Here is a 21927-nt window from a genome sequence, read left to right on the forward strand (position 1 = left end):
GGGATGACGGAACGGCTGCGGGAAGTGCTCGCCGCAGCCGTTTTCATTCATGGGGCGCGGGGTCCGCGCTGGCATCCAGCAGCGCCATGAAGGTGCGCGCGGCATTCGACAGGGTGCGTTCCGTGTGCAGGATATAGCCCAGGCTCCGGGTCAGTTGCAGGCCGGGCAGTTCCAGGCGCACTACCTGCTCGTCGACCATGGTGCGTGGCAACAGGCTCCAGGCGATGCCGATGGAAACCATCATCTTGATCGTCTCCATGTAGTTGGTGCTCATGGCGATATTGGGCGTCAGCCCCTCGCTTTCGAACAGTTGCCGGGCGATATGGTGGGTGAAGGTATTACCACCGGGGAAGACCGCCGGGTAGCCGGCGATATCGGCCAGCTCGATGTGCCGCTTGCGTGCCAGCGGGTGTTCCGGGGCGACCACGAAATCCAGTGGGTCGTCCCATACCGGCACTGCCCGCACCGGCTCGCGGGTTTCCGGGGCGAGGGTGATCACCGCCAGTTCGGCACGGCCATGCAGTACCCGCTCATAAGCGACCTCGGAGTCGAGGAACTGGATATCCAGCGCCACCCCGGGATAGTCGCGGGTGAAGGCACGCAGCAACGGCGGCAGGCGGTGCAGGCCGATATGATGGCTGGTGGCCAGGGCCAGGCGGCCGGACACTTCTCCGGACAGGTTGCTCAGGGCCCGCCGTGTGTCGTCCAGTACATTGAGTATCCGGTAGGCGCGCGGCAATAGTGCGCGGCCAGCCTCGGTCAGGCTGACTTCGCGGCCCGGACGGTCGAACAGGCGTACCTCGAGCTGTTGTTCGAGGCCGGCGATGCGTTTGCTCACCGCCGGCTGGGTCAGGTGCAGGCGTTCCGCGGCTTCGGAAAAGCTGCCGGTTTCGGCGATGGCGATAAAGGCGTTGAGGTTGGCCAGGTCCATACAAAGCTCCAAGCTGCAGGCAGCAAGCTACAAGGCATGGAGCGGGCCTGCAAATTTATTCTGCCGCGCCCTTGGCCTGGCCTTTGACCCTGGAGACTCTGGCGCCATTGAAAAGCAGCACCGCGATGAATACCAGGCTCAGCAACAGCACGATGGTGGGGGCGGGGGCGCTGTCGAGGAAGAAGCTCAGGTAGACCCCGCCGGCGGCGCAGGCGACGGAGATCGAAGTCGCCACCAGCAGCATGGTGCCGAAGGTGCGTGTGAGCAGGAAGGCGATGGCCCCGGGGGCGATCAGCAGCGCGATGGAAAGCACGATGCCGACCGCCTGCAACGAGCCGACCACGGCCAGCGAAACGGCGGCCAGCAGGCCGTAGTGCAACAGGTTGACCTTCAGCCCGATGGTGCGTGCCTGTACCGGGTCGAATGCGTGCAACAGCAGGTCGCGCCATTTCAGCAGAACCCACAGGCTGATCGGCAGGGCGATGACAGCGCTTTCCAGCAAGTCCGGCCAGTGGCTGCCGAGCACGTCGCCGAAGAGGATATGGTCCAGGTGGATGTCGCTGCGGGCCCAGGTATAGAGCAGCAGGCCCAGGGCGAACATGCCGGAAAACACCACGCCCATCACGGTGTCCTGCTTGATGCGGCTGTTCTGGTGCAGGTAGCCGGTGACCAGCGCGCAGCTCATGCCGGCGCAGAAGGCGCCCAGGGCCAATGGCAGGCCGAGGATGTAGGCGATCACCACGCCGGGGAACACCGCGTGGGAAATGGCGTCCCCCAGCAGCGCCCAGCCCTTGAGTACCAGGAAACAGGACAGCAGCGCGGTGGGGATCGCGATGATGACGGCGATCGCCAGGGCGAACTGCATGAAGTCGAACTGCAGCGGTTGCAGCAGTAGGGCGATGATGTTCAGGGCGCACTCCTTTGCAACGCGATACGGCTACGCCGCCGCGCCGCCAGCAGGCCGTGCTTGGGCGCCAGCAGGAAGGCGGCGAGAAAGACCAGCGTCTGTAGAAGAACGATGATCGCACCGGTGGCGCCATCGATGAAAAAACTGCAATAGGCTCCGACGAAGCTGCTGAGGGTGCCGATGGCAACGGCGATGCAGATGATCCTTCCGAAGCGGTCGCTGAGCAGGTAGGCGGTGGCGCCGGGGGTGACGATCAGGGCGATGACCAGGAACGCGCCGACGGTCTGCATCGCCGCCACCGCGCAGACCGAGAGCAGGGTGAAGAACAGGACCTTCAACAGCAGCGGGTTCAGGCCGACGCTGCGCGCGTGGTTTTCATCGAAGAACACCAGCATCAGGTCCTTCCACTTGGCGCTCAGGACCAGCAGGCTGCCCAGGCCGATGATCAGCAGTTGCAGGGTGTCGCCCGGGGTGATGGCGAGGATGTTGCCGAGGATGATGGTCTGCACGTTCACGCTGCTGGGTGAGAGCGAGATCATGAACAGCCCGAGGCCGAAGAACGAGGTGAAGATCAGCCCGATGATGGTGTCTTCCTTGAGCCGCGTATGCCGGTTGAGCAGCGCCATCGAGCCCGCCGCGAGCAAACCGGCGAAGAAGGCCCCGGCCGAGAACGACAGGCCGAGCATATAGGCGCCGGCGACTCCGGGGACGATGGAGTGCGAGAGCGCATCGCCGATCAGCGACCAGCCCTTGAGCATCAGGAAGCACGAGAGAAAGGCACAGACGGCGCCGATCAGCGCCGCGACCCACATGGCATTGACCATGTATTCATAGGCGAAGGGCGCCAGCAGGCTTTGCATCATGGCGCCGGATCTTCCTTGCCATCGGGCGTGGCGACACCACGCACCGACGCCAGCCCGTCCAGCAACACCAGGGGGCGTTCGTCGTCGCTCATGATGCCGACCACCGAGTTGGCGTTGTCGTTGGGTTGGCGTGGCAGGTCGAAGTGCCGCAGCACGCCGCCGAAGGTCCTTTCCAGGTTCTCGCGGGTGAATATGCGCTGGGTGGCGCCGTGGGCCAGCACGGTATTCCTGATCAGCACGGTGCGGTCGCAGAATTCCGGCACGCTGCCCAGGTTGTGGGTGGACACCAGCATCACCCGGTCTTCGTCGCGCAGTTCCTTGAGCAGCGCGATGATGGCTTCCTCGGTGGTGACGTCGACCCCGGTGAACGGTTCGTCGAGCAGGATCACCTGGGCATCCTGGGCCAGGGCGCGGGCGAGGAACACACGTTTCTTCTGGCCGCCGGACAGTTCGCCGATCTGGCGCTTTTCGTAGCCCTGCATGCCCACGCGGCTCAGGGCGGCGGCTACGGCCTGGTGGTCGCTGGCACGTGGGCGGCGCAGGAAGCCCATGTGGCCATAACGGCCCATCATCACCACGTCGCGTACCAGTACGGGAAAGTTCCAGTCCACTTCCTCGCTTTGCGGGACATAGGCGATCAGGTTCTGCCGCATCGCCGTGCGCACCGGTTGCCCGAGTACGCTGATGCGCCCCTGCGCCAGGCGCAGAAAGCCCATGACGGCCTTGAACAGCGTGGACTTGCCGCTGCCATTGACACCGACCAGTGCGGTGATGGTACCGGTCGGGATGGCGAAGCTGGCGTCATGCAGCGCCGTCAGTCCATTGCGGTAGGTCACGCTGACATGCTCGACGCTCAGGCCGCTGCCTGAGTCCGGCGCCGCCTGTTCGGGTTCGGAATGGATGCTGTCGTTCACCGGGACAGCCCCTCGACAATGGTGCGCGAGGTCACGGTGAGCAGCTCCAGGTAGCTGGGGACGGGGCCGGATGGCTCGCTCAGGGAATCCACGTAGAGCACCCCCGCGTAGTGGATGCCCGCCTCGCGGGCAACCTGCATGGCCGCCGCGGGGGATATGGTGCTTTCACTGAAGATGGCCGGGATGCCATTGGCGCGTACCGCGTCGATGACCCTGCGTACCTGCTGCGGGCTGCCCTGCTGGTCGGCATTGATCGGCCACAGGTAGAGCTCCTTCAGGCCGAAGTCGCGGGCCAGGTAGCTGAAGGCGCCTTCGCTGGTGAGCAGCCAGCGCTTTTCTTCCGGCAGTTGCGAGAGCGCTGTCCTGATGGGTTCGATGCTGGCGCTGATGCGCGCCTTGTAGGCTTGCGCATTGGCTTCGTAGGTGGCGGCATTGCCCGGGTCGTGCCTGGCCAGCGCATCGCGGATATTGTCCACGTAGATCAGCGCCGAGGTCGGCGACATCCAGGCATGGGGGTTGGGTTTGCCGCTGTAGGGGCCTTCGGCGATGCCGATGGGGTCGATGCCTGCGCTGACCACTGCGCTGGGCACGTTCTTCATGCGCTGGAAGAATTTCTCGAACCATAACTCCAGGCCCATGCCGTTCCACAGTATCAGTTGTGCGCCCTGGCCCTTGACCAGGTCGCCCGGCGTGGGTTGGTACTCGTGGATTTCCGCCCCCGGCTTGGTGATCGACTCGACGATGGCGGCGTCCCCGGCGACGTTGCGGGCGATATCGGCAATTACGGTGAAGGTGGTGACGACCTTGAATTTCGCTGCCGGAGTCTCCCCGGCAGCGGCCTGGGCACAGGCCAGGGCGAGGCCGAATGCCGCCAGGGCCGCCGCCAGCCAGCGCGGCAAGCGATTCTTGCCCTGGTGGGAAACACTGCTTGTTGTCATCGGCATGGGGGAAACTCCGCAAAGCATTGTGAATACTCGGGGTAGATCGCGCTCTGCACTGCAAAAGCCGAAAAGAGCGCTGGAAAACTGGAGGCTGAACGAAAGACCGTGTTTTTCGCCCAGCGTTGCGGCCTCCAGCGGCTTTATCGAAGCACCTCGCCCGTGAATAGGGCATGGCACGATCACCCTGGCTGAATATTGGTTCGCATTTATATTTGCGAGACGCTCCCATCATACTGAAGTCTTCCCCTTCGACGGCACCCCCTTGGCCAGTTTTCATCGAACAATGCCATTTCTGCAAACCTAGCAGGGGATACCACCATGTCGAGACTTGCTGGAAGAACATTCCCCTGGAATTCCCCAAAGGAATCCTTCGGATAAAAAATATGAATTTGAGTAATTCGATATAAGCCCCTAGCATTGTCCTCATAAGCAGAGGGGCCATGTGCCCCGTGCATAGAAACGCCTGATGAGGACCGATAGATGGCTGGCAAAACACTCTATGACAAGCTCTGGGAGATGCATGAAGTCACGCGCCGCGATGATGGCTCGTCACTGATCTACATCGACCGCCATATCCTGCATGAAGTGACTTCGCCCCAGGCCTTCGAAGGCCTGCGCCTGGCCGGGCGCAAGCCCTGGCGCATCGACGCCAATATCGCCACGCCCGACCACAACGTGCCGACCACTCGTGTCGAGCGGCTGGGCGGCCTGGATGCGATCGCCGACGAGGTTTCCCGTATCCAGGTGAAGACCCTGGACGAGAACTGCGACGATTTCGGCATTCTCGAATTCAAGATGAACGATCGCCGCCAGGGCATCGTGCATGTGGTCGGCCCGGAGCAGGGCGCCACACTGCCGGGTATGACGGTGGTCTGCGGCGATTCGCATACCTCCACCCATGGTGCCTTCGGCGCGCTGGCCCACGGTATCGGCACCTCCGAAGTGGAGCATGTGCTGGCGACCCAGTGCCTGGTGGCGAAGAAGATGAAGAACATGGTGGTGCGCGTCGAAGGCAAGCTGCCCCTCGGTGTCACCGCCAAGGACATCGTGCTGGCGGTGATCGGCGAGATCGGTACCGCTGGCGGCAACGGCCATGCGCTGGAGTTCGCCGGCAGCGCGATCCGCGACCTGTCGCTGGAAGGGCGCATGACCATCTGCAACATGTCCATCGAGGCCGGGGCGCGGGTCGGCCTGGTGGCGGTGGACGACAAGACCATCGCCTATGTCAAGGACCGCCCCTATGCGCCGAAAGGCGCCGACTGGGAGCAGGCCGTGGCGCTCTGGCAGGGCCTGGTGTCCGATGAAGACGCGGTCTTCGATACCGTGGTCGAGCTGCGCGCCGAGGACATCAAGCCCCAGGTCAGTTGGGGCACTTCGCCGGAAATGGTGCTGGCGGTCGACCAGACCGTGCCCGATCCCGCGCGCGAGGCCGATCCGGTCAAGCGCGACTCCATCGTCCGTGCCTTGAAATACATGGGCCTGACGGCCAACCAGCCGATCACCGATATTCGCCTGGATCGTGTGTTCATCGGTTCCTGCACCAACTCGCGTATCGAAGACCTGCGTGCGGCAGCCGAAGTGGCCAAGGGCCGCAAGGTCGCGCCGACTGTCAAGCAGGCGCTGGTGGTACCGGGCTCCGGCCTGGTCAAGGCCCAGGCGGAAAGCGAGGGGCTGGACAAGATCTTCATCGAGGCCGGTTTCGAATGGCGTGAGCCGGGCTGCTCCATGTGCCTGGCGATGAACCCGGACAAACTGGGCAACGGCGAACACTGCGCCTCCACCTCGAACCGCAACTTCGAAGGGCGCCAGGGTGCCGGCGGGCGCACCCACCTGGTCAGCCCGGCGATGGCGGCGGCGGCGGCGGTGACCGGCCATTTCATCGACGTGCGCGAACTGACCCAGGCCTGAGGAATACAGCATGAAAGCCTTTACCCAACACACCGGCCTGGTCTGCCCCCTCGACCGTGCCAATGTCGATACCGACCAGATCATTCCCAAGCAATTCCTCAAGTCGATCAAGCGCAGCGGCTTCGGCCCCAACCTGTTCGACGAGTGGCGCTACCTGGATGTCGGCCAGCCGAACCAGGACAACTCGAAGCGCCCGATCAACCCCGACTTCGTACTGAACTTCCCACGCTACAAAGGCGCCAGCGTGTTGCTGGCGCGCGAGAACTTCGGCTGCGGCTCCAGCCGCGAGCATGCGCCCTGGGCACTGGACGAGTACGGCTTCCGTACCGTCATCGCGCCGAGTTTCGCCGATATATTCTTCAACAACAGCTTCAAGAACGGCCTGTTGCCGATCACCCTCAAGGATGAGGAAGTCGACGAACTGTTCCAGCAGGCAGAGGCCGAAGAGGGCTACCAGTTGACTGTCGACCTGCAGGCACAGACGGTCACGCGCCCGGACGGCAAGCAATACGCCTTCGAGGTGGACGAGTTCCGCAAGCACTGCCTGCTCAACGGCCTCGACGACATCGGCCTGACCCTGCAGGTCGGCGAACAGATCAAGGCATTCGAAGAAACCCATCGCCGCAACCAGCCCTGGCTGTTCGGCGCAATCAAATGACTGCAGCGGCAAGCCACAAGCTTCAAGCTGCATAAGAGCAGCTTTTACTTGTAGCTTGCCGCTTGAAGCTGGCAGCTATTTCCGAAGGAAACTCCCATGTCCAAACAGATTCTGATTCTCCCCGGCGACGGTATCGGCCCGGAAATCGTCGCCGAGGCGGTCAAGGTATTGAAGCTGGCCAACGACAAGTTCGAGCTGGATTTCGAATTGAGCTTCGATGACCTGGGTGGAGCCGCCATCGACCGCTATGGCGTGCCGCTGGCCGACGAAACCCTGGACCGTGCCCGCGCCGCCGATGCCGTGTTGCTGGGCGCGGTCGGCGGGCCGAAGTGGGATGGTATCGACCCGGCTATCCGTCCGGAGCGTGGCCTGCTGAAGATCCGTTCGCAACTGGGGCTGTTCGGCAACCTGCGTCCGGCCATTCTCTACCCGCAACTGGCCAGCGCCTCCAGCCTCAAACCGGAAGTGGTCGCCGGCCTGGACATCCTGATCGTGCGCGAGCTGACCGGCGGCATCTACTTCGGCCAGCCGCGCGAGAGCAAGCGGCTGGAGAACGGCGAGCGCATGGCCTATGACACGCTGCCGTACAGCGAGAGAGAAATCCGCCGTATCGCCAAGGTCGGTTTCGACATGGCGCGGGTGCGCGGCAGCAAACTGTGCTCGGTGGACAAGGCCAACGTGCTGGCTTCCAGCCAGTTGTGGCGCGCGGTGGTGGAAGAGGTCGGCAAGGACTACCCGGATGTCGAGCTGTCGCACATGTACGTGGATAACGCGGCCATGCAACTGGTGCGTGCGCCCAAGCAGTTCGACGTGATCGTCACCGACAACATGTTCGGCGACATACTGTCGGATGAGGCCTCCATGCTGACCGGCTCCATCGGCATGCTGCCGTCGGCCTCGCTGGACAGTGACAACAAGGGTATGTACGAGCCCTGCCACGGGTCCGCACCGGATATTGCCGGGCAGGGCATCGCCAACCCGCTGGCGACCATCCTCTCGGTGTCGATGATGCTGCGCTACAGCTTCGCCCAGGTCGCCGCGGCGGATGCCATCGAGCGCGCCGTCAGCGATGTGCTGGACCAGGGCCTGCGCACCGGCGATATCTGGTCCGAGGGCCAGACGCGGGTCGGCACCACGCAGATGGGCGACGCGGTGGTCGAAGCGCTCGCGAAGTTGTAATCTCTTGGCCCGTCATTTCACTCGGCGGGTCACTTGCATATAGGTGTAGTTGCGATGAAACGTGTAGGTCTGATCGGTTGGCGCGGCATGGTCGGTTCGGTGCTCATGCAGCGGATGCTGGAAGAGCGGGACTTCGACCTGATCGAGCCGGTGTTTTTCACCACTTCCAACGTAGGCGGTCAAGGCCCGGACATTGGCAAGGAAACGGCCGCTCTGAAAGACGCCTACAGCATCGACGAGCTGAAAGGCCTGGATGTGATCCTGACCTGCCAGGGCGGCGACTACACCAACGAGGTCTTCCCCAAGCTGCGCGAGGCCGGCTGGACCGGCTACTGGATCGACGCCGCCTCCAGCCTGCGCATGGAAGACGATGCGGTGATCGTGCTCGACCCGGTGAACCGCAAGGTCATCGACCAGCAACTGGATGCCGGCACCCGCAACTATATCGGCGGCAACTGCACCGTCAGCCTGATGCTGATGGGCCTTGGCGGGTTGTTCGAGGCCGGGCTGGTGGACTGGATGAGCGCCATGACCTACCAGGCCGCCTCGGGCGCCGGGGCGCAGAACATGCGCGAGCTGATCCGCCAGATGGGCAGCATCCACCAGTCGGTCGCCGACGACCTGGCCAATCCGGCCAGCGCCATCCTGGATATCGACCGCAAGGTCGCCCAGACCCAGCGCGACGAGTCGTTCCCGGTCGACAACTTCGGCGTGCCGCTGGCCGGCAGCCTGATCCCCTATATCGACAAGGAGCTGCCCAACGGCCAGAGCCGCGAGGAATGGAAGGCCCAAGCCGAGACCAACAAGATCCTCGGTCGCTTCAAGAGCCCGATCCCGGTCGATGGCATCTGCGTACGGGTCGGCGCCATGCGCTGCCACAGCCAGGCGCTGACCATCAAGCTGAACAAGGACGTGCCGATCGCCGAGATCGAAGGGCTGATCAGCCAGCACAATCCCTGGGTCAAAATGGTGCCCAACCACCGCGAGGACAGCATGCGCGATCTCAGCCCGGCGGCGGTCACCGGCACCCTGAGCGTTCCGGTCGGGCGCTTGCGCAAGCTCAATATGGGCTCGCACTTCCTTGGCGCGTTCACGGTAGGCGACCAGTTGCTCTGGGGCGCCGCCGAGCCGTTGCGGCGCATGCTGCGTATCCTGCTCGAACGCTGAGGCCAGCCGCCGCGGAGGGTGCCGTGTCTCGGCGCCATCCACGGTGCGCATCACAAGCTAACGCCGCACTTTCAAGCGCCCGCTCTGTCGTGGCGCTTTTTCCATTTCCAGCACCGAGGAAGAAAACATGTCACAGCCCGTTGATATTGCCATCGTGGGAGCTTCCGGACTGCTCGGGGAAGCGCTGGTGGAACAGTTGGGCGAACGTGAATTGCCGGTGCGGGAGCTGTTCCTGCTGGGCAGCGACGAGGCGCTCGGACATTCGCTGGCATTCCGCGGGCACAATATCCGCGTCCGCGAACTCGAGCGTTTCGACTTCGAGCAGGTCACGCTGGTCTTTTTCCTGCAAGGGCCGCAAGCGCTGTTCCAGCGCCTGCGGGATTCGGATTGCCTGTTGATCGATCTGTCCGGGCAGCAGCGGCTGCCCGCGCTGGTGCCTGGTTGGAATCCTTCCGCAGTGCCGGCCAGGCAGGTCGCCAGCCCGGCTTCGGCGGTGGTGGCACTGCTCGGCGGCTTGGCGCCGATACGCCATCTGATCGAATTGCAACGTATCGTCGTTTCGGTATGCCTGCCAGCGTCGGCCCATGGCAATGCCGGTGTCCGGGAACTGGCGCGGCAGACCGCCGAGCTGTTGAACGGACGCCCGCTGGAGCCGCGCCTGTTCGCACGCCAGGTCGCCTTCAACATATTCGCCAGCGATGACCGCGCGATTGAGCGGCGCATCCTGTCGGAGTTGACGGTACTGTTCGGGCAGCCCGATCTGCCGGTTTCCGTGACCTGCATCCAGGTACCGGTGTTCTTCGGCGAGAGCCTGAGCCTGTCGCTGGTCGGCGCGCGGCCCCTCGATATGGGGGCGATAGAAGCCAGTCTCGACGCTGCCGGGCATATCGACCTGGCCAGCGCGGCGAACAGCCCCGGGGTGGTTGATGATGCGGTCGGCCAGGAGCGTATCTGCATGGGCCGGCCAAGGGCGGTCGAGCACGACCCCTGTTCGCTCGATTTGTGGCTGGTTGCCGATGACCTGAAGAAAGGTACGGTTTCCAATGCCCTGGATTCGGCTGAGTTGTTGATAAAACACTATCTGTAAAAGATACTTGCGGACTATTCGAAGAACCGTTCTAGCGGGTTTCGGCAAAGGTGTCGCCTGTGCCGTGGCTCCGGCGGGAAAAACAAGGAGTCAAACGATGGCTAGGGTTCGCAATCTGGTGCTGGCAATTGCAGCGGCGACTGCATTGACTTCGCAAACGACCTTCGCCCTCGGGTTGGGGAATGTCGAGTTGAAGTCGGCCCTCAACCAGCCATTGGCTGCCGAAATCGAACTACTGGATGTGCAGGGGCTTTCCGCGGAGCAGGTGGTGTCTAAGCTGGCCTCGGTCGAGGATTTCCAGAAAGCCGGCGTCGAGCGCCAGGGCTTCCTTGCCGGGTTGAGCTTCACGCCGGTGCTGCGCGAGGATGGCAAGAGTGTCATCCAGGTGTCTTCGAGCAGACCAGTCCGCGAGCCTTATGTGAGCTTCCTGGTTGAAGTGCTCTGGCCCAGCGGCCGCCTGTTGCGCGAATACACCCTGTTGCTCGACCCGCCGCTGTACCAGCAACAGGCCGCGGCGACGCTCGCACCGCAGTTGCCGGTTGCGAGCACGCCGCTGGGCAGCGCGCCGAGCGCCCGCGCTGTCGAACCGGAGCGGCCCGAGCCCGAGCCCGCCGCCAGCCAGGGGCAATACCGTACCGTACCCAGGGATACCCTGTGGCAGATCGCCGCGCGCAATCGCCAGGGCGGTAGTGTGCAGCAGGCCATGCTGGCTATCCAGGCGCTCAACCCGGGCGCCTTCATCAACGGCAATATCAACCTGCTCAAGGCCGGTGAGGTATTGCGCCTGCCCAGCGCCGAGCAGATCACCAGCTTGCCGCAGCCGCAGGCGATAGCCCGTGTCGCCGAACAGAATGCCAGCTGGAAGCAGGGCCGCGGTGCCCGGCAACTCGATGCGACCGCCCGCAGCAAAGCCTCGGAGGCGCCCGCGCGGGTCGCCACCGGGGATAACCTGCGACTGGTCGCGGCCGATGCCGGCAAGGCCGCCGGTGCCGGAGAGTCGGGCGCCGACGATAGCCTGCAGGGGCTGCGTGATCGCCTGGCAACCACCCAGGAACGCCTCGACTCCACCCAGCGCGAGAATACGGAACTGGGCGAGCGCCTGGACGACCTGCAGGGGCAACTGGACAAGCTGCAGCGCCTGATGCAACTCAAGGACGAACAGTTGGCTGCCCTGCAGGCGCAACTGGAGTCCGGGGCGGTTGCCTCCAGCAAGGCTGGTGCTGGTCCGCTGGGTAATATCCTGTCCAATGCCTGGTGGTTGATCGGACTGGGCGGCAGCGCTCTGTTGCTGCTGTTGCTGGTCCTGTTCGCCTGGGCCCGGCGCAGCCGCGCGAGCAAGGAAGTGATCCGCCTCGAACCTGCCGAAGTGGTCGAGGTGACCCCGAGCAGGCCGCAGGATGGCACCACGGAAGACCCGCTCAAGGGCGCGGTAATGGCCTCCGATGCGCTGGCGCAGGCGGATATCTATATCGCCTACGGTCGTTTCAACCAGGCTGCCGAGCTGTTGCAGAGCGCGCTGAAGGACGAACCACAACGCACGGACCTGCGCCTCAAACTGATGGAAGTGCATGCGGAGCTGGAGGATCGCGAGGGTTTCGCCCAGGAAGAGGCGGAACTGGACAAGGCCCCCGGCACCGCCGAGCAGGTCGAGCGGCTGAAAGAACGCTACCCGTCCATGAGCTCCTTCGCCGCGGCGAGCGCAGCGGCGACGGCGGCCTATGGCGCCGTGGCGGAGACGCGGGAGTCCGGAGCGGAGGATGATCTCGATATCGATTCGCTCGATGATGCATTCGACCTGAGCATGGATGAATTGCAGCTTGACGATGAGTTGCAGCCCGACGACAACGCGTCGTCCGAGCCGCTGCCCGAGGCAGAGGAAGCAGGGGAGGAAGACGATCTCGCGCTCGATGACGCGCCTGCCGATGCCGACTTCGACCTGGACGATGCCCTGTCCGCTGACAGTGTTGCGCAAGCGGCAGGCCCAAGCGCCGACTCCGCCTCCACGCCGGCCCCGGCCGAGGAGCCAGTGGATGAGCCGGAGAACGATGAGGATGCGTTCAACCTGGAAGAGGTGGATAGCGCCGACTTGCCTGAGGCCTTCGACCTGTCGTTGGAAAGCGATACCGATGGCGCCCCGGGCGATATCGATCCGAGCAGCCTGACCGCCAGCCTGGGCGAGGTCGATGCCGACCTGCAGGAGCTGATTGCCGACACGGCGGCACCGGCAGCCGATGACTTGTCGGAAGAGTTCGATTTCCTTGCGGATACCGATGAAATCACCACCAAGCTCGATCTGGCCCGCGCCTATATCGACATGGACGACGCCGATGGCGCCCGCGATATCCTCGAGGAGGTGATCGCCGAGGGTAATCCCGCCCAGCAGCAGGAAGCGCGGGACATGCTCGGCGGTCTGTCCTGAGCATGCTTGAAACGCTTACCCAGGCAGCGATCGACGAATCCGCGGCGACGACCTTCAGAATCGCCCTCGGTGTCGAGTACAAGGGCTCCCGCTATCGCGGCTTCCAGCGCCAGCGCGCCGGCGTGCCGTCCATACAGGAATGCCTCGAGAAGGCGTTGGGCAAAGTCGCGGGCGGCCAGCGTGTCACGCTCAGTTGCGCTGGCCGTACCGATGCCCTGGTGCATGCTTGCGGGCAGGTGGTGCATTTCGATACGCCGGTGGTGCGCAGCATGCATTCCTGGGTGATGGGCGCGAACATGAACCTGCCGGGCGATATCAGCGTCACCTGGGCCAGGGAAATGCCGCGTCATTTCGATGCGCGCTTCAGTGCCATGGCCCGCCGTTACCGCTATGTGATCTACAACGATCCGATCCGCCCGGCGCATATGGCCGAGGAGGTCACCTGGAATCATCGCCCGCTGGATATCCAGCGCATGCGCGAAGCCGCCCGCTGTTTTCTCGGCACCCATGACTTCAGTGCCTTCCGCGCCCGGCAGTGCCAGGCCAAGTCACCGATCAAGACCATCCACCATCTCGAACTCGTCGAGCATGGCCGCCTGATCGTCCTCGACGTGCGCGCCAACGCCTTCCTGCACCATATGGTGCGCAACATCGCCGGTGTGCTGATGACCATCGGCGCCGGCGAGCGCCCAACGGAATGGGCCAGGGAAGTGCTGGAAACCCGCGTGCGCCGCACCGGTGGCGTGACCGCCCATCCCTATGGCCTGTACCTGGTCGAAGTCGACTACCCCGAGGAATTCGAGCTGCCGAAGCGCTACCTCGGGCCGCATTTCCTTTCCGCGTTGCCGGACTGCCGGGAAACCCGGGCGAATCCCCCTGCTTAGGGGCTGTTGACATGACGCTTTAACTCATTGATTCGGATGGAAATATATTTCCAGTCCAGCCCTCCGAACGGGCTTTTTCGAGGCCCAAGCGGCCTTCGGCTTTCGATTAAAAGCGCTGATGGCTGAACGCTGGACGAAAAGCTGGCGCCGTGTGCCGGTCGTTCAGCCTCGAGCGCTTTTCGGCTGTCCGTTTGTGCCTCGATCCGGCCATCCATGCCGAAACGTCAACAGCCCCTAGGGTCTGTTGACGTTTCACATGGGTAGCCAAAGGAAGGCACATGCCATGGCCACCACGCTCTCGTAATTTCGTTTGAGCTTGTCGAAGCGCGACGCCACTGCCCGGTAATGTTTCAACCGGGCGAAGGCGTTTCCACCAAGTGCCGGTTGCGGTAAAGCCCTCTGTCCAGATCAGCGTTGCCTTTCACAGAGGTGCGCTTTCTTGGAATTACAGCCTTGGCACCTTGTTCCTCTATCTGCTCGCGTATCGCCTCGCTGTCATAGCCCTTATCGGCGACGATGGCTTGCGCCGTGGGAAGCTTGGCAATCAAGGAGGTTGCCTGTGTGCAATCGTTGATCTGGCCTCCCGTGATTTCAAACTCGATGGGCAGGCCATGTGCATTCACGGCTAAGTGAATCTTGCTGGTGTTGCCGGCCCGACTTTTTCCTATGCCCTCATCATCCCCGCTGGCAGCGCCGGCACTGTGCTGGTGGGCTTTGGCATAGCTGCCATCAATGAAAGCCCACTCCAGGTCGGGTTCAACCACAAGCGCCTTGAAGATCCTGAGCCACTTACCGCAAGCAGACCAGGCATTGTGGTGGTCTGTTGACGTTTCGTCGCGACCGCGCAGGAGCCAATGTTTACCCGAGGCGAAACGCGAGATGCGAAGTCTGTTCGGCGCATCCATGCGTTTCACCTCTTTGGGCGACTGCGCGCAAAAACGCTCCCGGCGTTCTTGCCGCGAGGCAGTGTCGCGGCGAAAACCTGTGGGTGGCTCCTATCGCGATTTTGTGCAAACGCTGCGGTTACCGCTTCCTCCAGGCGCGCCAGAACGGCAGTGCGATCATCACCAGGATCAGCGCCCAGGCGGGCCAGGTGACGGGGCTGGCGAACAGGATGCCGATGTCGCCATTGGAAATCGACAGCGCCCGGCGCAGGTTCTGTTCCATCAGGCCGCCGAGGATAAAGCCGAGCAGGATGGCCGAGAGCGGGTAGCCATCGAGGGTAGTCATGACCGCCGAGGCTTCGCCGGGGATGTTCAGCAGGATCGAAGAGATGCGGCCACCGTATTCGCAACCGAGATAGACGGCTGCCAGCAGGATCAGCGCGCTTTCCGGAGGCAGGCCGAGGGCGAAGGCCACCGGGATCAGCAGGGCCACGCCATTGATCGGGCCAAGCCCCGGCAGCAGCCCGATGATGGTGCCGATTAGCGTGCCACACAGTGCCGTGCCCGGGTTGTAAGGCGTCAGGGCGATACCGAAGCCCTGGCCGAGATAGCCGAGAGTGTCCATGGTTCAGTTCTCCAGGGTCGAAAGGATGCCAAGCGGCAGGGGTACGTCGAGGGGGGGCGCGCAGCGCATCGAGCTTTCCCTGCTGGCCCGCGAGCTGGGCATGGCCATGGCGCCGCTGGCGCATGCGCGGGGCGTGGCCCTGGCCCTGGAAGCCGCACAGCCGGTGTGGGTCGATGGCGATCCGAGATTGCTCAACGAACTGCTCAGCAACCTGCTGGACAATGCCCTGGCCCATACGCCACGGGGCGGCAACCAGGTGCTGAGGACCATGGCTCCGGCCATCCTCGAGGTGGAGGATGACGGCCCCGGCATACCGCCGGAAGACTACGAGCGGGTGTTCGAGCGTTTCTACCAGCGCAACCCGCAGGCTGGCGGTAGCGGCCTGGGGCTGGCCATCGTCGGCGAAATCTGCCGCGCACACCAGGCCCGGGTCAGCTTGCACCAGGCGCTGCCGAATGGGTTGCGGGTCAGGGTGGAGTTCGCCCGGGCGTGAAGAAAACACCTCATTTCCCGCGGCCTTTTGTTAACATCCCCTGTCCCTTGCAACAGGTAGCGCTCCTTGCCAGTCGTTCGAAGCAAAATCTGTGGCATCACCCGTGTGGAAGATGCCCTGATCGCCGCCGAAGCCGGCGCCGATGCCATCGGGCTGGTGTTCTACCCGGCGAGCCCGCGGGCGGTCGATGTGCAGCAGGCCCGGCGTATCGTTGCCGCGTTGCCGCCGTTCGTCACGACGGTCGGCCTGTTCGTCGATGCCAGCCGTGGCGAAGTCGAGGAAATCCTCGATGCGGTCGCCCTCGACAGGTTGCAGTTCCATGGCGATGAATCACCGCAATACTGCGATGGCTTCCAGCGTCCCTGGTACAAGGCCTTGCGCGTGCGCGACGGCGGGGGGCTGCACGAAGAGATACAGCACTACCAGCGGGCCAGCGCCATCCTGCTCGACACCTATGTGCCGGGCATCCCCGGGGGTACCGGAGCGGTGTTCGACTGGAGCCTGATACCCCGGGATCTGTCCAAGCCACTGATCCTCGCTGGAGGGCTCGATGCCCTCAACGTGCAGGAAGCCATCGCCCGGGTCAGGCCCTACGCGGTGGATGTCAGTGGTGGCGTGGAACGGGAAAAGGGCATCAAGGACGCGGGCAAGGTCCGCGATTTCATCGCCCGCGTGCGCGCCTGCATGTGACGCAAGCGTGGTGCCTGCCGTCCAGTAGGCTGGTGCGGCAGAAACTGCTGGAATTTCGCGATGCGCCGCGTTGCGCGTCGCTCAGGTGAGCGGGGGCCGAACGGCCTGCGCCATGAATAATGAATATCCCCGGGCAGGGCATATCCGGGGATGACATATTGTGGAGAACAAGAGCATGAGCAACTGGTTGGTCGACAAGCTGATTCCCTCGATAATGCGTTCCGAAGCCCAGAAGAGCACGGTTCCCGAGGGGTTGTGGCACAAATGCCCCTCATGCGATGCCGTCCTGTACAAGCCGGAGCTGGAAAAGACCCTGGATGTCTGCCCCAAGTGCCAGCACCACATGCGCATCAACGCTCGCACCCGCCTGGATATCTTCCTCGACGCCGAAGGTCGTGAGGAAATCGGCGCCGATCTCGAGCCGGTCGACCGCCTGAAATTCCGCGACAGCAAGAAGTACAAGGATCGCCTGTCCGCCGCGCAGAAGCAGACCGGCGAAAAGGATGCGCTGATCGCCATGCGTGGCACCCTGTACAAGGTGCCGGTGGTGGCCTGTGCCTTCGAGTTCGCCTTCATGGGCGGCTCCATGGGCGCTGTCGTCGGCGAGCGCTTCGTGCGCGCGGCCAATGTGGCCCTGGAACAGCGCAGCCCGCTGGTGTGCTTCTCGGCCTCGGGGGGCGCACGCATGCAGGAAGCGCTGATTTCCCTGATGCAGATGGCCAAGACTTCCGCGGTGCTGGCGCGTATGCGCGAAGAAGGCCTGCCGTTCATTTCGGTGCTGACCGATCCGGTATATGGCGGCGTTTCCGCGAGCCTGGCCACCCTGGGCGATGTGATCGTCGCCGAGCCGAAGGCGCTGATCGGCTTTGCCGGCCCGCGTGTGATCGAGCAGACCGTGCGCGAGAAACTGCCGGAAGGCTTCCAGCGCAGCGAATTCCTGCTCGAACATGGCGCCATCGACCTGATCATCCCGCGCGAGGAACTGCGCCCGCGCCTGTCGCGCCTGTTGGCGCAACTGCAAGGCCTGCCGGCTATCTCGGCATGAGTGAACGCAGCCTGGCCGAGTGGCTGAGCTATCTCGAGGGGCTGCATCCGAATGCGATCGACCTCGGATTGGAGCGTGTACGCGAGGTTGCGCAGCGCATGGGGCTGGCGCGCCCGGCCAGGCAGGTGGTGACCGTCACCGGTACCAATGGCAAGGGTTCCACCTGCGCCTTCATCGCCACCATGGCTCGCACCCAGGGCCTGCGGGTCGGTGTCTACAGCTCGCCGCACCTGCTGCGTTACAACGAACGGGTGCTGCTGGATGGCCGTGAGGCCGACGACAGCGAGCTCTGTGCCGCCTTCGCCGTGGTCGAGCAGGCGCGTGGCGAGATTTCCCTGACCTATTTCGAAGTCGGCACCCTGGCCGCGCTCTGGCTGTTCGAGCGCAGCCAACTGGACCTCGCGGTGCTCGAGGTCGGCCTGGGCGGGCGCCTGGACGCGGTCAACCTGGTGGACAGCGACCTGGCGCTGGTGACCAATGTCGGCCTGGACCATGCCGACTGGCTGGGCGACAGTCGGGAAAGCGTCGCTTATGAAAAGGCCGGTATTTTTCGCCCGGGCAAACCCGCGCTCTGCGGCGATACCGATCCACCGCAACCGCTGCTGGAGCAGGCTCGGCAACTGGCCAGCCCGCTGTTTTTGCGTGGCCGCGATTACTCCCTGAGCATTTCCCCGAACGCTGCAGCGAACCACTGGCAGTGGCGCGGTGTCGATAACCAGGGCCAGCCGTTGCTGCTGGAGGCGCTGCCAATGCTGAACCTGCCGCTGGAGAATGCGGCGCTGGCGCTGCAGGCCTACGCATTGCTGGGGTTGCCCTGGGAGGCCGCGGCACTGGCCGCAGCACTGGCCGACACCCGGGTAGTGGGGCGTTTCGATCGACGTGAAATAACCGCTGGCGGTCGTCCCGTTTCACTGGTCATGGATGTCGGGCACAATCCCCATGCGGCTGCCTACCTGGCCGCGCGACTGGCCCAGTGCCCATGCAGTGGGCGCCGCCATGCGGTGTTCGGCCTGCTGGCCGACAAGGACCTGGAGGGTGTCATCGGGCCGTTGCTGCCGTTGTTCGCCAGTTGGTCGGTGGCGCCTCTGCCGACGCCGCGTTCGCGCCCGGCCGAGCAGTTGCGTGAGGCGCTGCTGGTCCATGGCGCGCCGGTCAGCGTCCATGGCAGTATCGCCGAGGCACTGGATGCGGTGTGCGATGGGTTGCAGGCCGGGGACGAGATCGTGCTGTTCGGATCCTTCTATTGTGTATCCGAGGCACTGGAGTGGTTGAACTGATCCATCCAAGAAGGAGAGGGTTATGGCATTGCTGGATAGAGGCTTGATACAGCGAATCGTCGGTGCCCTGGTGTTGGTGGCACTGGCGGTGATTTTCGTGCCGATGCTGTTCAACCGTGAGGATGAGTCACGGCCTATCCCGGTCGAGGCACCGCCGATGCCGACGGCATCGACCGCACCCGAGATCGAGATGCAGGCGGTCGAGGTGCCCGAGCCGGTCGCCGAAAGCTACGAAATCATCGACGAAGCACCGGCGAGCGCTCCAGTGCAGGAGAGCACCGAAACGCCGGCGACGGTTACCGAGCCAGTGGTGGCGCCGAGCGAGCAGCCGAAAGCCGCTGCCGCCCCGGAAAAACCCGCCGAGCCGCGCCTGGACGCCAGCAACCTGCCGGTGAGCTGGTCGGTGCAACTGGCCAGCCTGTCGAACCGCGCCAGTGCGGAGAACCTGCAGAAGACCTTGCGGGCACAGGGCTACAACGCCTATATCCGCACCTCGGGCAATATGAACCGGGTCTTCGTTGGCCCGCTGATCGAGCGTGCCGAAGCCAATCGCCTGCGTGACCAATTGCAACGGCAACACAAGCTGGATGGTTTCGTCGTGCGTTTCGAGCCGGAAAAGCGCTGACGCAGATGCTGCAAAGAGCGCTGGCGGGCTGGACGACCTGTTCTCGTCCGGCCGCCAGCGCTTTGTCGTCCATTCGCTGAAACGATGCTATCGGGGCAGTTCGATATGGAAAGCCGTAGCCCTGTCCGTGGACGTGCAGCGAATCCTGCCGCCATGGGCCTCGATGATCGAGCGGGTGATGGCCAGCCCCAGGCCGGCATTGCCGGGGCTGCCTTCGCGGCGCGCGGGGTCGATGCGGTAGAAGCGGTCGAACAGCCTCTCCAGGTGCCCCGCCGGGATCGCCGCTCCCGGATTCTCCACGCAAAGGCTCACCTGCCCGGCGGATTGGCGGATATCGACACTGATTTCCCTATTGGCCGGTGTATGCCGCAGGGCGTTGTCCAGCAGGTTCGACAAGGCCCGCTCCAGCATCAGCCGATCACCGGCAACCTCGCCCGCGCCTCGCTGACACAGCCGTATGCCCCGTTCATCCGCCAGTAGCTGGTAGTAGTCGAACAGCTTGTCGAGCACCTCGGCCAGTTGCGTGCGTTCGCGCTGTGGAACGATCAAGCCGTTGTCCGCCTTGGCCAGGAACAGCATGTCGTCGATGATGCGTGACATGCGCGTCAGTTCCTCCAGGTTCGAATAGAGGTTTTCCCGATAGTCGTCGAGGCTGCGCGCCCTGGAAAGCACCACCTCGGTATGGGTGGTCAGGTTGCTCAGCGGCGTGCGCAGTTCATGGGCGATATCCGCCGAGAAATTGGACAGCCTGGCGAAGGCATCCTCCAGGCGTGCCAGCATGGCGTTGAAGGACTCCACCAACTGTTTCAGCTCCGCCGGCACCGCTTCCAGGGGGATGCGCTCCTGCAGGGATTTCGCCGAGATCGAGGCCGTCACCCTGGTGACCTGGCGCAGCGGCGCAAGCCCGCGGCGGGCGACGATCCAGCCGAGGAGGGCGCTGAGGCCGGCGCTGGCGATCAGGCCGAGCCAGAACCAGCGCTGCAGTATTTCGAAGAAGTGCGTGTGGTTGGTGATGTCCAGCGCCAACAGCGCCTGGAGCGGTGCATCCTGCCCTGGCAGCGCGATATCCGCACGCATCCCCCGGTACAGGTGGCCGCCGGCCTGCCATTCCCACATCCGCCACGCCGCGAGCGGGCGCAGATGGCGGGGGGCTAGGGTATCTTGCGGGTTGCCGAAGAACAGCGTGCCGTCCGCCGCCAGCAGCAGGGCGGAAAGGTCCTGGTGCGACTGCAGCAGCGCTTGCAGTTGCAGGCGTATGCGCTCCGGCTCCGCGAGGCTGTCGGAGAGCCTGATGACGTTTCCGATGGAGGCGAGCTTTTCCTCCAGCACCTGCTGGTCGAGCGCGCGGAAGTGGTGCTGGCTGAGCGCATTGAAGCTCAGCCCGGCCAGGGCCAGCACGACAGTCACCGCCAGCATGAACATCAGGCTCATGCGGGTGGTCAGCGAGAGGCGGGCCATGTCAGTCCCGGCGCTCCAGGGTGTAGCCCATGCCGCGGGCGGTATGGATCAGCTTGGGCTGGAAGTCGTCGTCGATTTTCGCGCGCAGGCGGCGGATCGCCACCTCGATCACATTGGTATCGCTGTCGAAGTTCATGTCCCAGACCTGGGAGGCGATCAGGGATTTGGGCAGGACTTCGCCGCGTCGGCGCATCAGCAGTTCGAGCAGGGCGAACTCCTTGGCGGTCAGTTCGATGCGCCGGCCCGCCCGCGAGGCGCGGCGCTTGAGCAAGTCCACCTGGAGGTCGGCCACCTGCAACGTGGTTTGCAGCGCCACAGTGTTGCCGCGCCGCAGTAACGTCCGCACCCTTGCCAGCAGTTCGGCGAATGCGAAGGGCTTGACCAGGTAATCGTCCGCTCCCAGCTCCAGCCCCTTGACCCGCTCCTCGATACCGTCGCGCGCCGTCAGGAACAATACCGGCACCTGCCGCCCGGCGGCGCGCACTGCGCGCAGCACCGACCAGCCGTCCAGGCCCGGCATCATCACATCGAGGATCAGCAGGTCGTAGGCTTCATCCAGTGCCCGTTGCAGCGCTTCGCTGCCGTTCATGACCCGCTCAACCGTGAAGCCGGCCTCGCTCAACCCCTGTTGCAGGTAGGCCCCGGTCTTGGGTTCGTCTTCGGCTACCAGCAATTTCATCGGGCGGCTCGTCCAGGCGGGGGAATCAGACCGCCAAGAGTACGAGAAGTGGGCTCGCCGTTCGAGTCCTGTCGGTGATTTCCAACGCCGTCTGCGGCACGCTTGCGCGATCAGGAGCATGCTCATCCCACAGGAGCGTCTTCTGCGTCGAGGCCGGATAATCGTGCGCGGCCTCGTGGCAGCGGATTGGCAATCGTGTGTCTGGCTGGCTATGTACTGCGTTACCTGAAGGACATCGTCCCTGTGCGAATGCCGGGTGGTGGGACGGGGCACGCGTGAATACCTCCCTGTAG

At 64.0% G+C, this 21927-nt stretch carries 18 protein-coding genes and 3 pseudogenes; 12 read left to right on the forward strand and 9 right to left on the reverse strand.

Annotated elements, in window-relative coordinates; all coding sequences use genetic code 11:
* Positions 1–43: 43 nt before the first annotated feature.
* Genes DNJ95_RS06935 through DNJ95_RS06955 form a run of 5 tightly spaced genes read right to left on the reverse strand, consistent with a single transcriptional unit; the run spans position 44 to position 4559 of the window.
* Positions 44–931, reverse strand: a complete 888-nt coding sequence (locus tag DNJ95_RS06935; protein ID WP_131183994.1) for a LysR family transcriptional regulator — start codon at positions 929–931, stop codon at positions 44–46.
* 55 nt (positions 932–986) lie between these two features.
* Positions 987–1796, reverse strand: a complete 810-nt coding sequence (locus DNJ95_RS06940; RefSeq protein ID WP_131183995.1) for a metal ABC transporter permease — start codon at positions 1794–1796, stop codon at positions 987–989.
* A gap of 41 nt (positions 1797–1837) precedes the next feature.
* Positions 1838–2701, reverse strand: a complete 864-nt coding sequence (locus tag DNJ95_RS06945; protein WP_131183996.1) for a metal ABC transporter permease — start codon at positions 2699–2701, stop codon at positions 1838–1840.
* Positions 2698–3615 (reverse strand): manganese/iron ABC transporter ATP-binding protein, encoded by a 918-nt coding sequence (locus DNJ95_RS06950; protein WP_276330879.1) that lies wholly within the window; start codon positions 3613–3615, stop codon positions 2698–2700. Before DNJ95_RS06950 ends, DNJ95_RS06945 begins: the two co-directional genes overlap by 4 nt.
* A complete protein-coding gene (locus tag DNJ95_RS06955) occupies positions 3612–4559 on the reverse strand; it encodes a metal ABC transporter substrate-binding protein (RefSeq protein WP_276330880.1) in 948 nt (315 codons plus the stop codon). Before DNJ95_RS06955 ends, DNJ95_RS06950 begins: the two co-directional genes overlap by 4 nt.
* Before the next feature lie 477 nt (positions 4560–5036).
* Between DNJ95_RS06955 and leuC the strand changes: the two genes are divergently transcribed.
* From leuC to truA, 7 genes are all read left to right on the forward strand, one after another.
* Positions 5037–6464, forward strand: a complete 1428-nt coding sequence (leuC, locus tag DNJ95_RS06960) for a 3-isopropylmalate dehydratase large subunit (RefSeq protein ID WP_131183997.1) — start codon at positions 5037–5039, stop codon at positions 6462–6464.
* A 10-nt stretch (positions 6465–6474) separates the two neighbouring features.
* Positions 6475–7122 carry a 3-isopropylmalate dehydratase small subunit gene (gene leuD, locus DNJ95_RS06965; protein ID WP_131183998.1) on the forward strand — a complete coding sequence of 216 codons (648 nt, stop codon included), beginning with the start codon at positions 6475–6477 and terminating at the stop codon, positions 7120–7122.
* Positions 7123–7218: 96 nt separating this feature from the next.
* The gene (gene leuB / locus DNJ95_RS06970) at positions 7219–8301 is read left to right on the forward strand and encodes a 3-isopropylmalate dehydrogenase (RefSeq protein ID WP_131183999.1); all 1083 of its coding nucleotides are present in this window, start codon (positions 7219–7221) and stop codon (positions 8299–8301) included.
* A 54-nt stretch (positions 8302–8355) separates the two neighbouring features.
* Entirely contained in the window at positions 8356–9468 is a 1113-nt protein-coding gene (gene asd, locus DNJ95_RS06975) for an aspartate-semialdehyde dehydrogenase (protein ID WP_131184000.1), read from the forward strand.
* Positions 9469–9595: 127 nt separating this feature from the next.
* Positions 9596–10555, forward strand: coding sequence for an aspartate-semialdehyde dehydrogenase (locus DNJ95_RS06980; protein WP_131184001.1), 960 nt, complete (start codon positions 9596–9598; stop codon positions 10553–10555).
* A 97-nt stretch (positions 10556–10652) separates the two neighbouring features.
* Entirely contained in the window at positions 10653–12974 is a 2322-nt protein-coding gene (locus DNJ95_RS06985; protein ID WP_131184002.1) for a motility hub landmark protein FimV, read from the forward strand.
* Positions 12975–12976: 2 nt separating this feature from the next.
* The gene (gene truA / locus DNJ95_RS06990) at positions 12977–13858 is read left to right on the forward strand and encodes a tRNA pseudouridine(38-40) synthase TruA (RefSeq protein WP_131184003.1); all 882 of its coding nucleotides are present in this window, start codon (positions 12977–12979) and stop codon (positions 13856–13858) included.
* Positions 13859–14110: 252 nt separating this feature from the next.
* Here truA and DNJ95_RS06995 read toward each other — a convergent pair.
* Positions 14111–14670: pseudogene (locus DNJ95_RS06995) on the reverse strand (IS5 family transposase); the annotation flags it as partial.
* Between the two features lie 388 nt (positions 14671–15058).
* A pseudogene (locus DNJ95_RS07000) lies at positions 15059–15367 on the reverse strand (tripartite tricarboxylate transporter permease); the annotation flags it as partial.
* Between the two features lie 46 nt (positions 15368–15413).
* Here DNJ95_RS07000 and DNJ95_RS07005 point away from each other — a divergent pair.
* From DNJ95_RS07005 to DNJ95_RS07025, 5 genes and pseudogenes are all read left to right on the forward strand, one after another.
* Positions 15414–15860, forward strand: a pseudogene (locus DNJ95_RS07005) (ATP-binding protein); the annotation flags it as partial.
* A 66-nt stretch (positions 15861–15926) separates the two neighbouring features.
* Positions 15927–16550 (forward strand): phosphoribosylanthranilate isomerase, encoded by a 624-nt coding sequence (locus tag DNJ95_RS07010; RefSeq protein WP_131184004.1) that lies wholly within the window; start codon positions 15927–15929, stop codon positions 16548–16550.
* A gap of 175 nt (positions 16551–16725) precedes the next feature.
* Positions 16726–17595 (forward strand): acetyl-CoA carboxylase, carboxyltransferase subunit beta, encoded by an 870-nt coding sequence (gene accD / locus DNJ95_RS07015; protein ID WP_131184005.1) that lies wholly within the window; start codon positions 16726–16728, stop codon positions 17593–17595.
* Positions 17592–18872 (forward strand): bifunctional tetrahydrofolate synthase/dihydrofolate synthase, encoded by a 1281-nt coding sequence (folC, locus tag DNJ95_RS07020; RefSeq protein ID WP_131184006.1) that lies wholly within the window; start codon positions 17592–17594, stop codon positions 18870–18872. Before accD ends, folC begins: the two co-directional genes overlap by 4 nt.
* Before the next feature lie 22 nt (positions 18873–18894).
* Positions 18895–19497 (forward strand): SPOR domain-containing protein, encoded by a 603-nt coding sequence (locus DNJ95_RS07025; protein ID WP_131184007.1) that lies wholly within the window; start codon positions 18895–18897, stop codon positions 19495–19497.
* An 87-nt stretch (positions 19498–19584) separates the two neighbouring features.
* On the opposite strand, the gene DNJ95_RS07030 is transcribed toward DNJ95_RS07025, so the two are convergent.
* Positions 19585–20955: a heavy metal sensor histidine kinase gene (locus DNJ95_RS07030; protein ID WP_131184008.1), complete on the reverse strand. Its 1371-nt coding sequence runs from the start codon at positions 20953–20955 to the stop codon at positions 19585–19587.
* Between the two features lies 1 nt (position 20956).
* Positions 20957–21634 carry a heavy metal response regulator transcription factor gene (locus tag DNJ95_RS07035; RefSeq protein ID WP_131184009.1) on the reverse strand — a complete coding sequence of 226 codons (678 nt, stop codon included), beginning with the start codon at positions 21632–21634 and terminating at the stop codon, positions 20957–20959.
* Between the last annotated feature and the right edge of the window lie 293 nt (positions 21635–21927).

The sequence above is a fragment of the Stutzerimonas kirkiae genome (assembly GCF_004327335.1).
In the GTDB taxonomy this organism is placed as follows: domain Bacteria; phylum Pseudomonadota; class Gammaproteobacteria; order Pseudomonadales; family Pseudomonadaceae; genus Stutzerimonas; species Stutzerimonas kirkiae.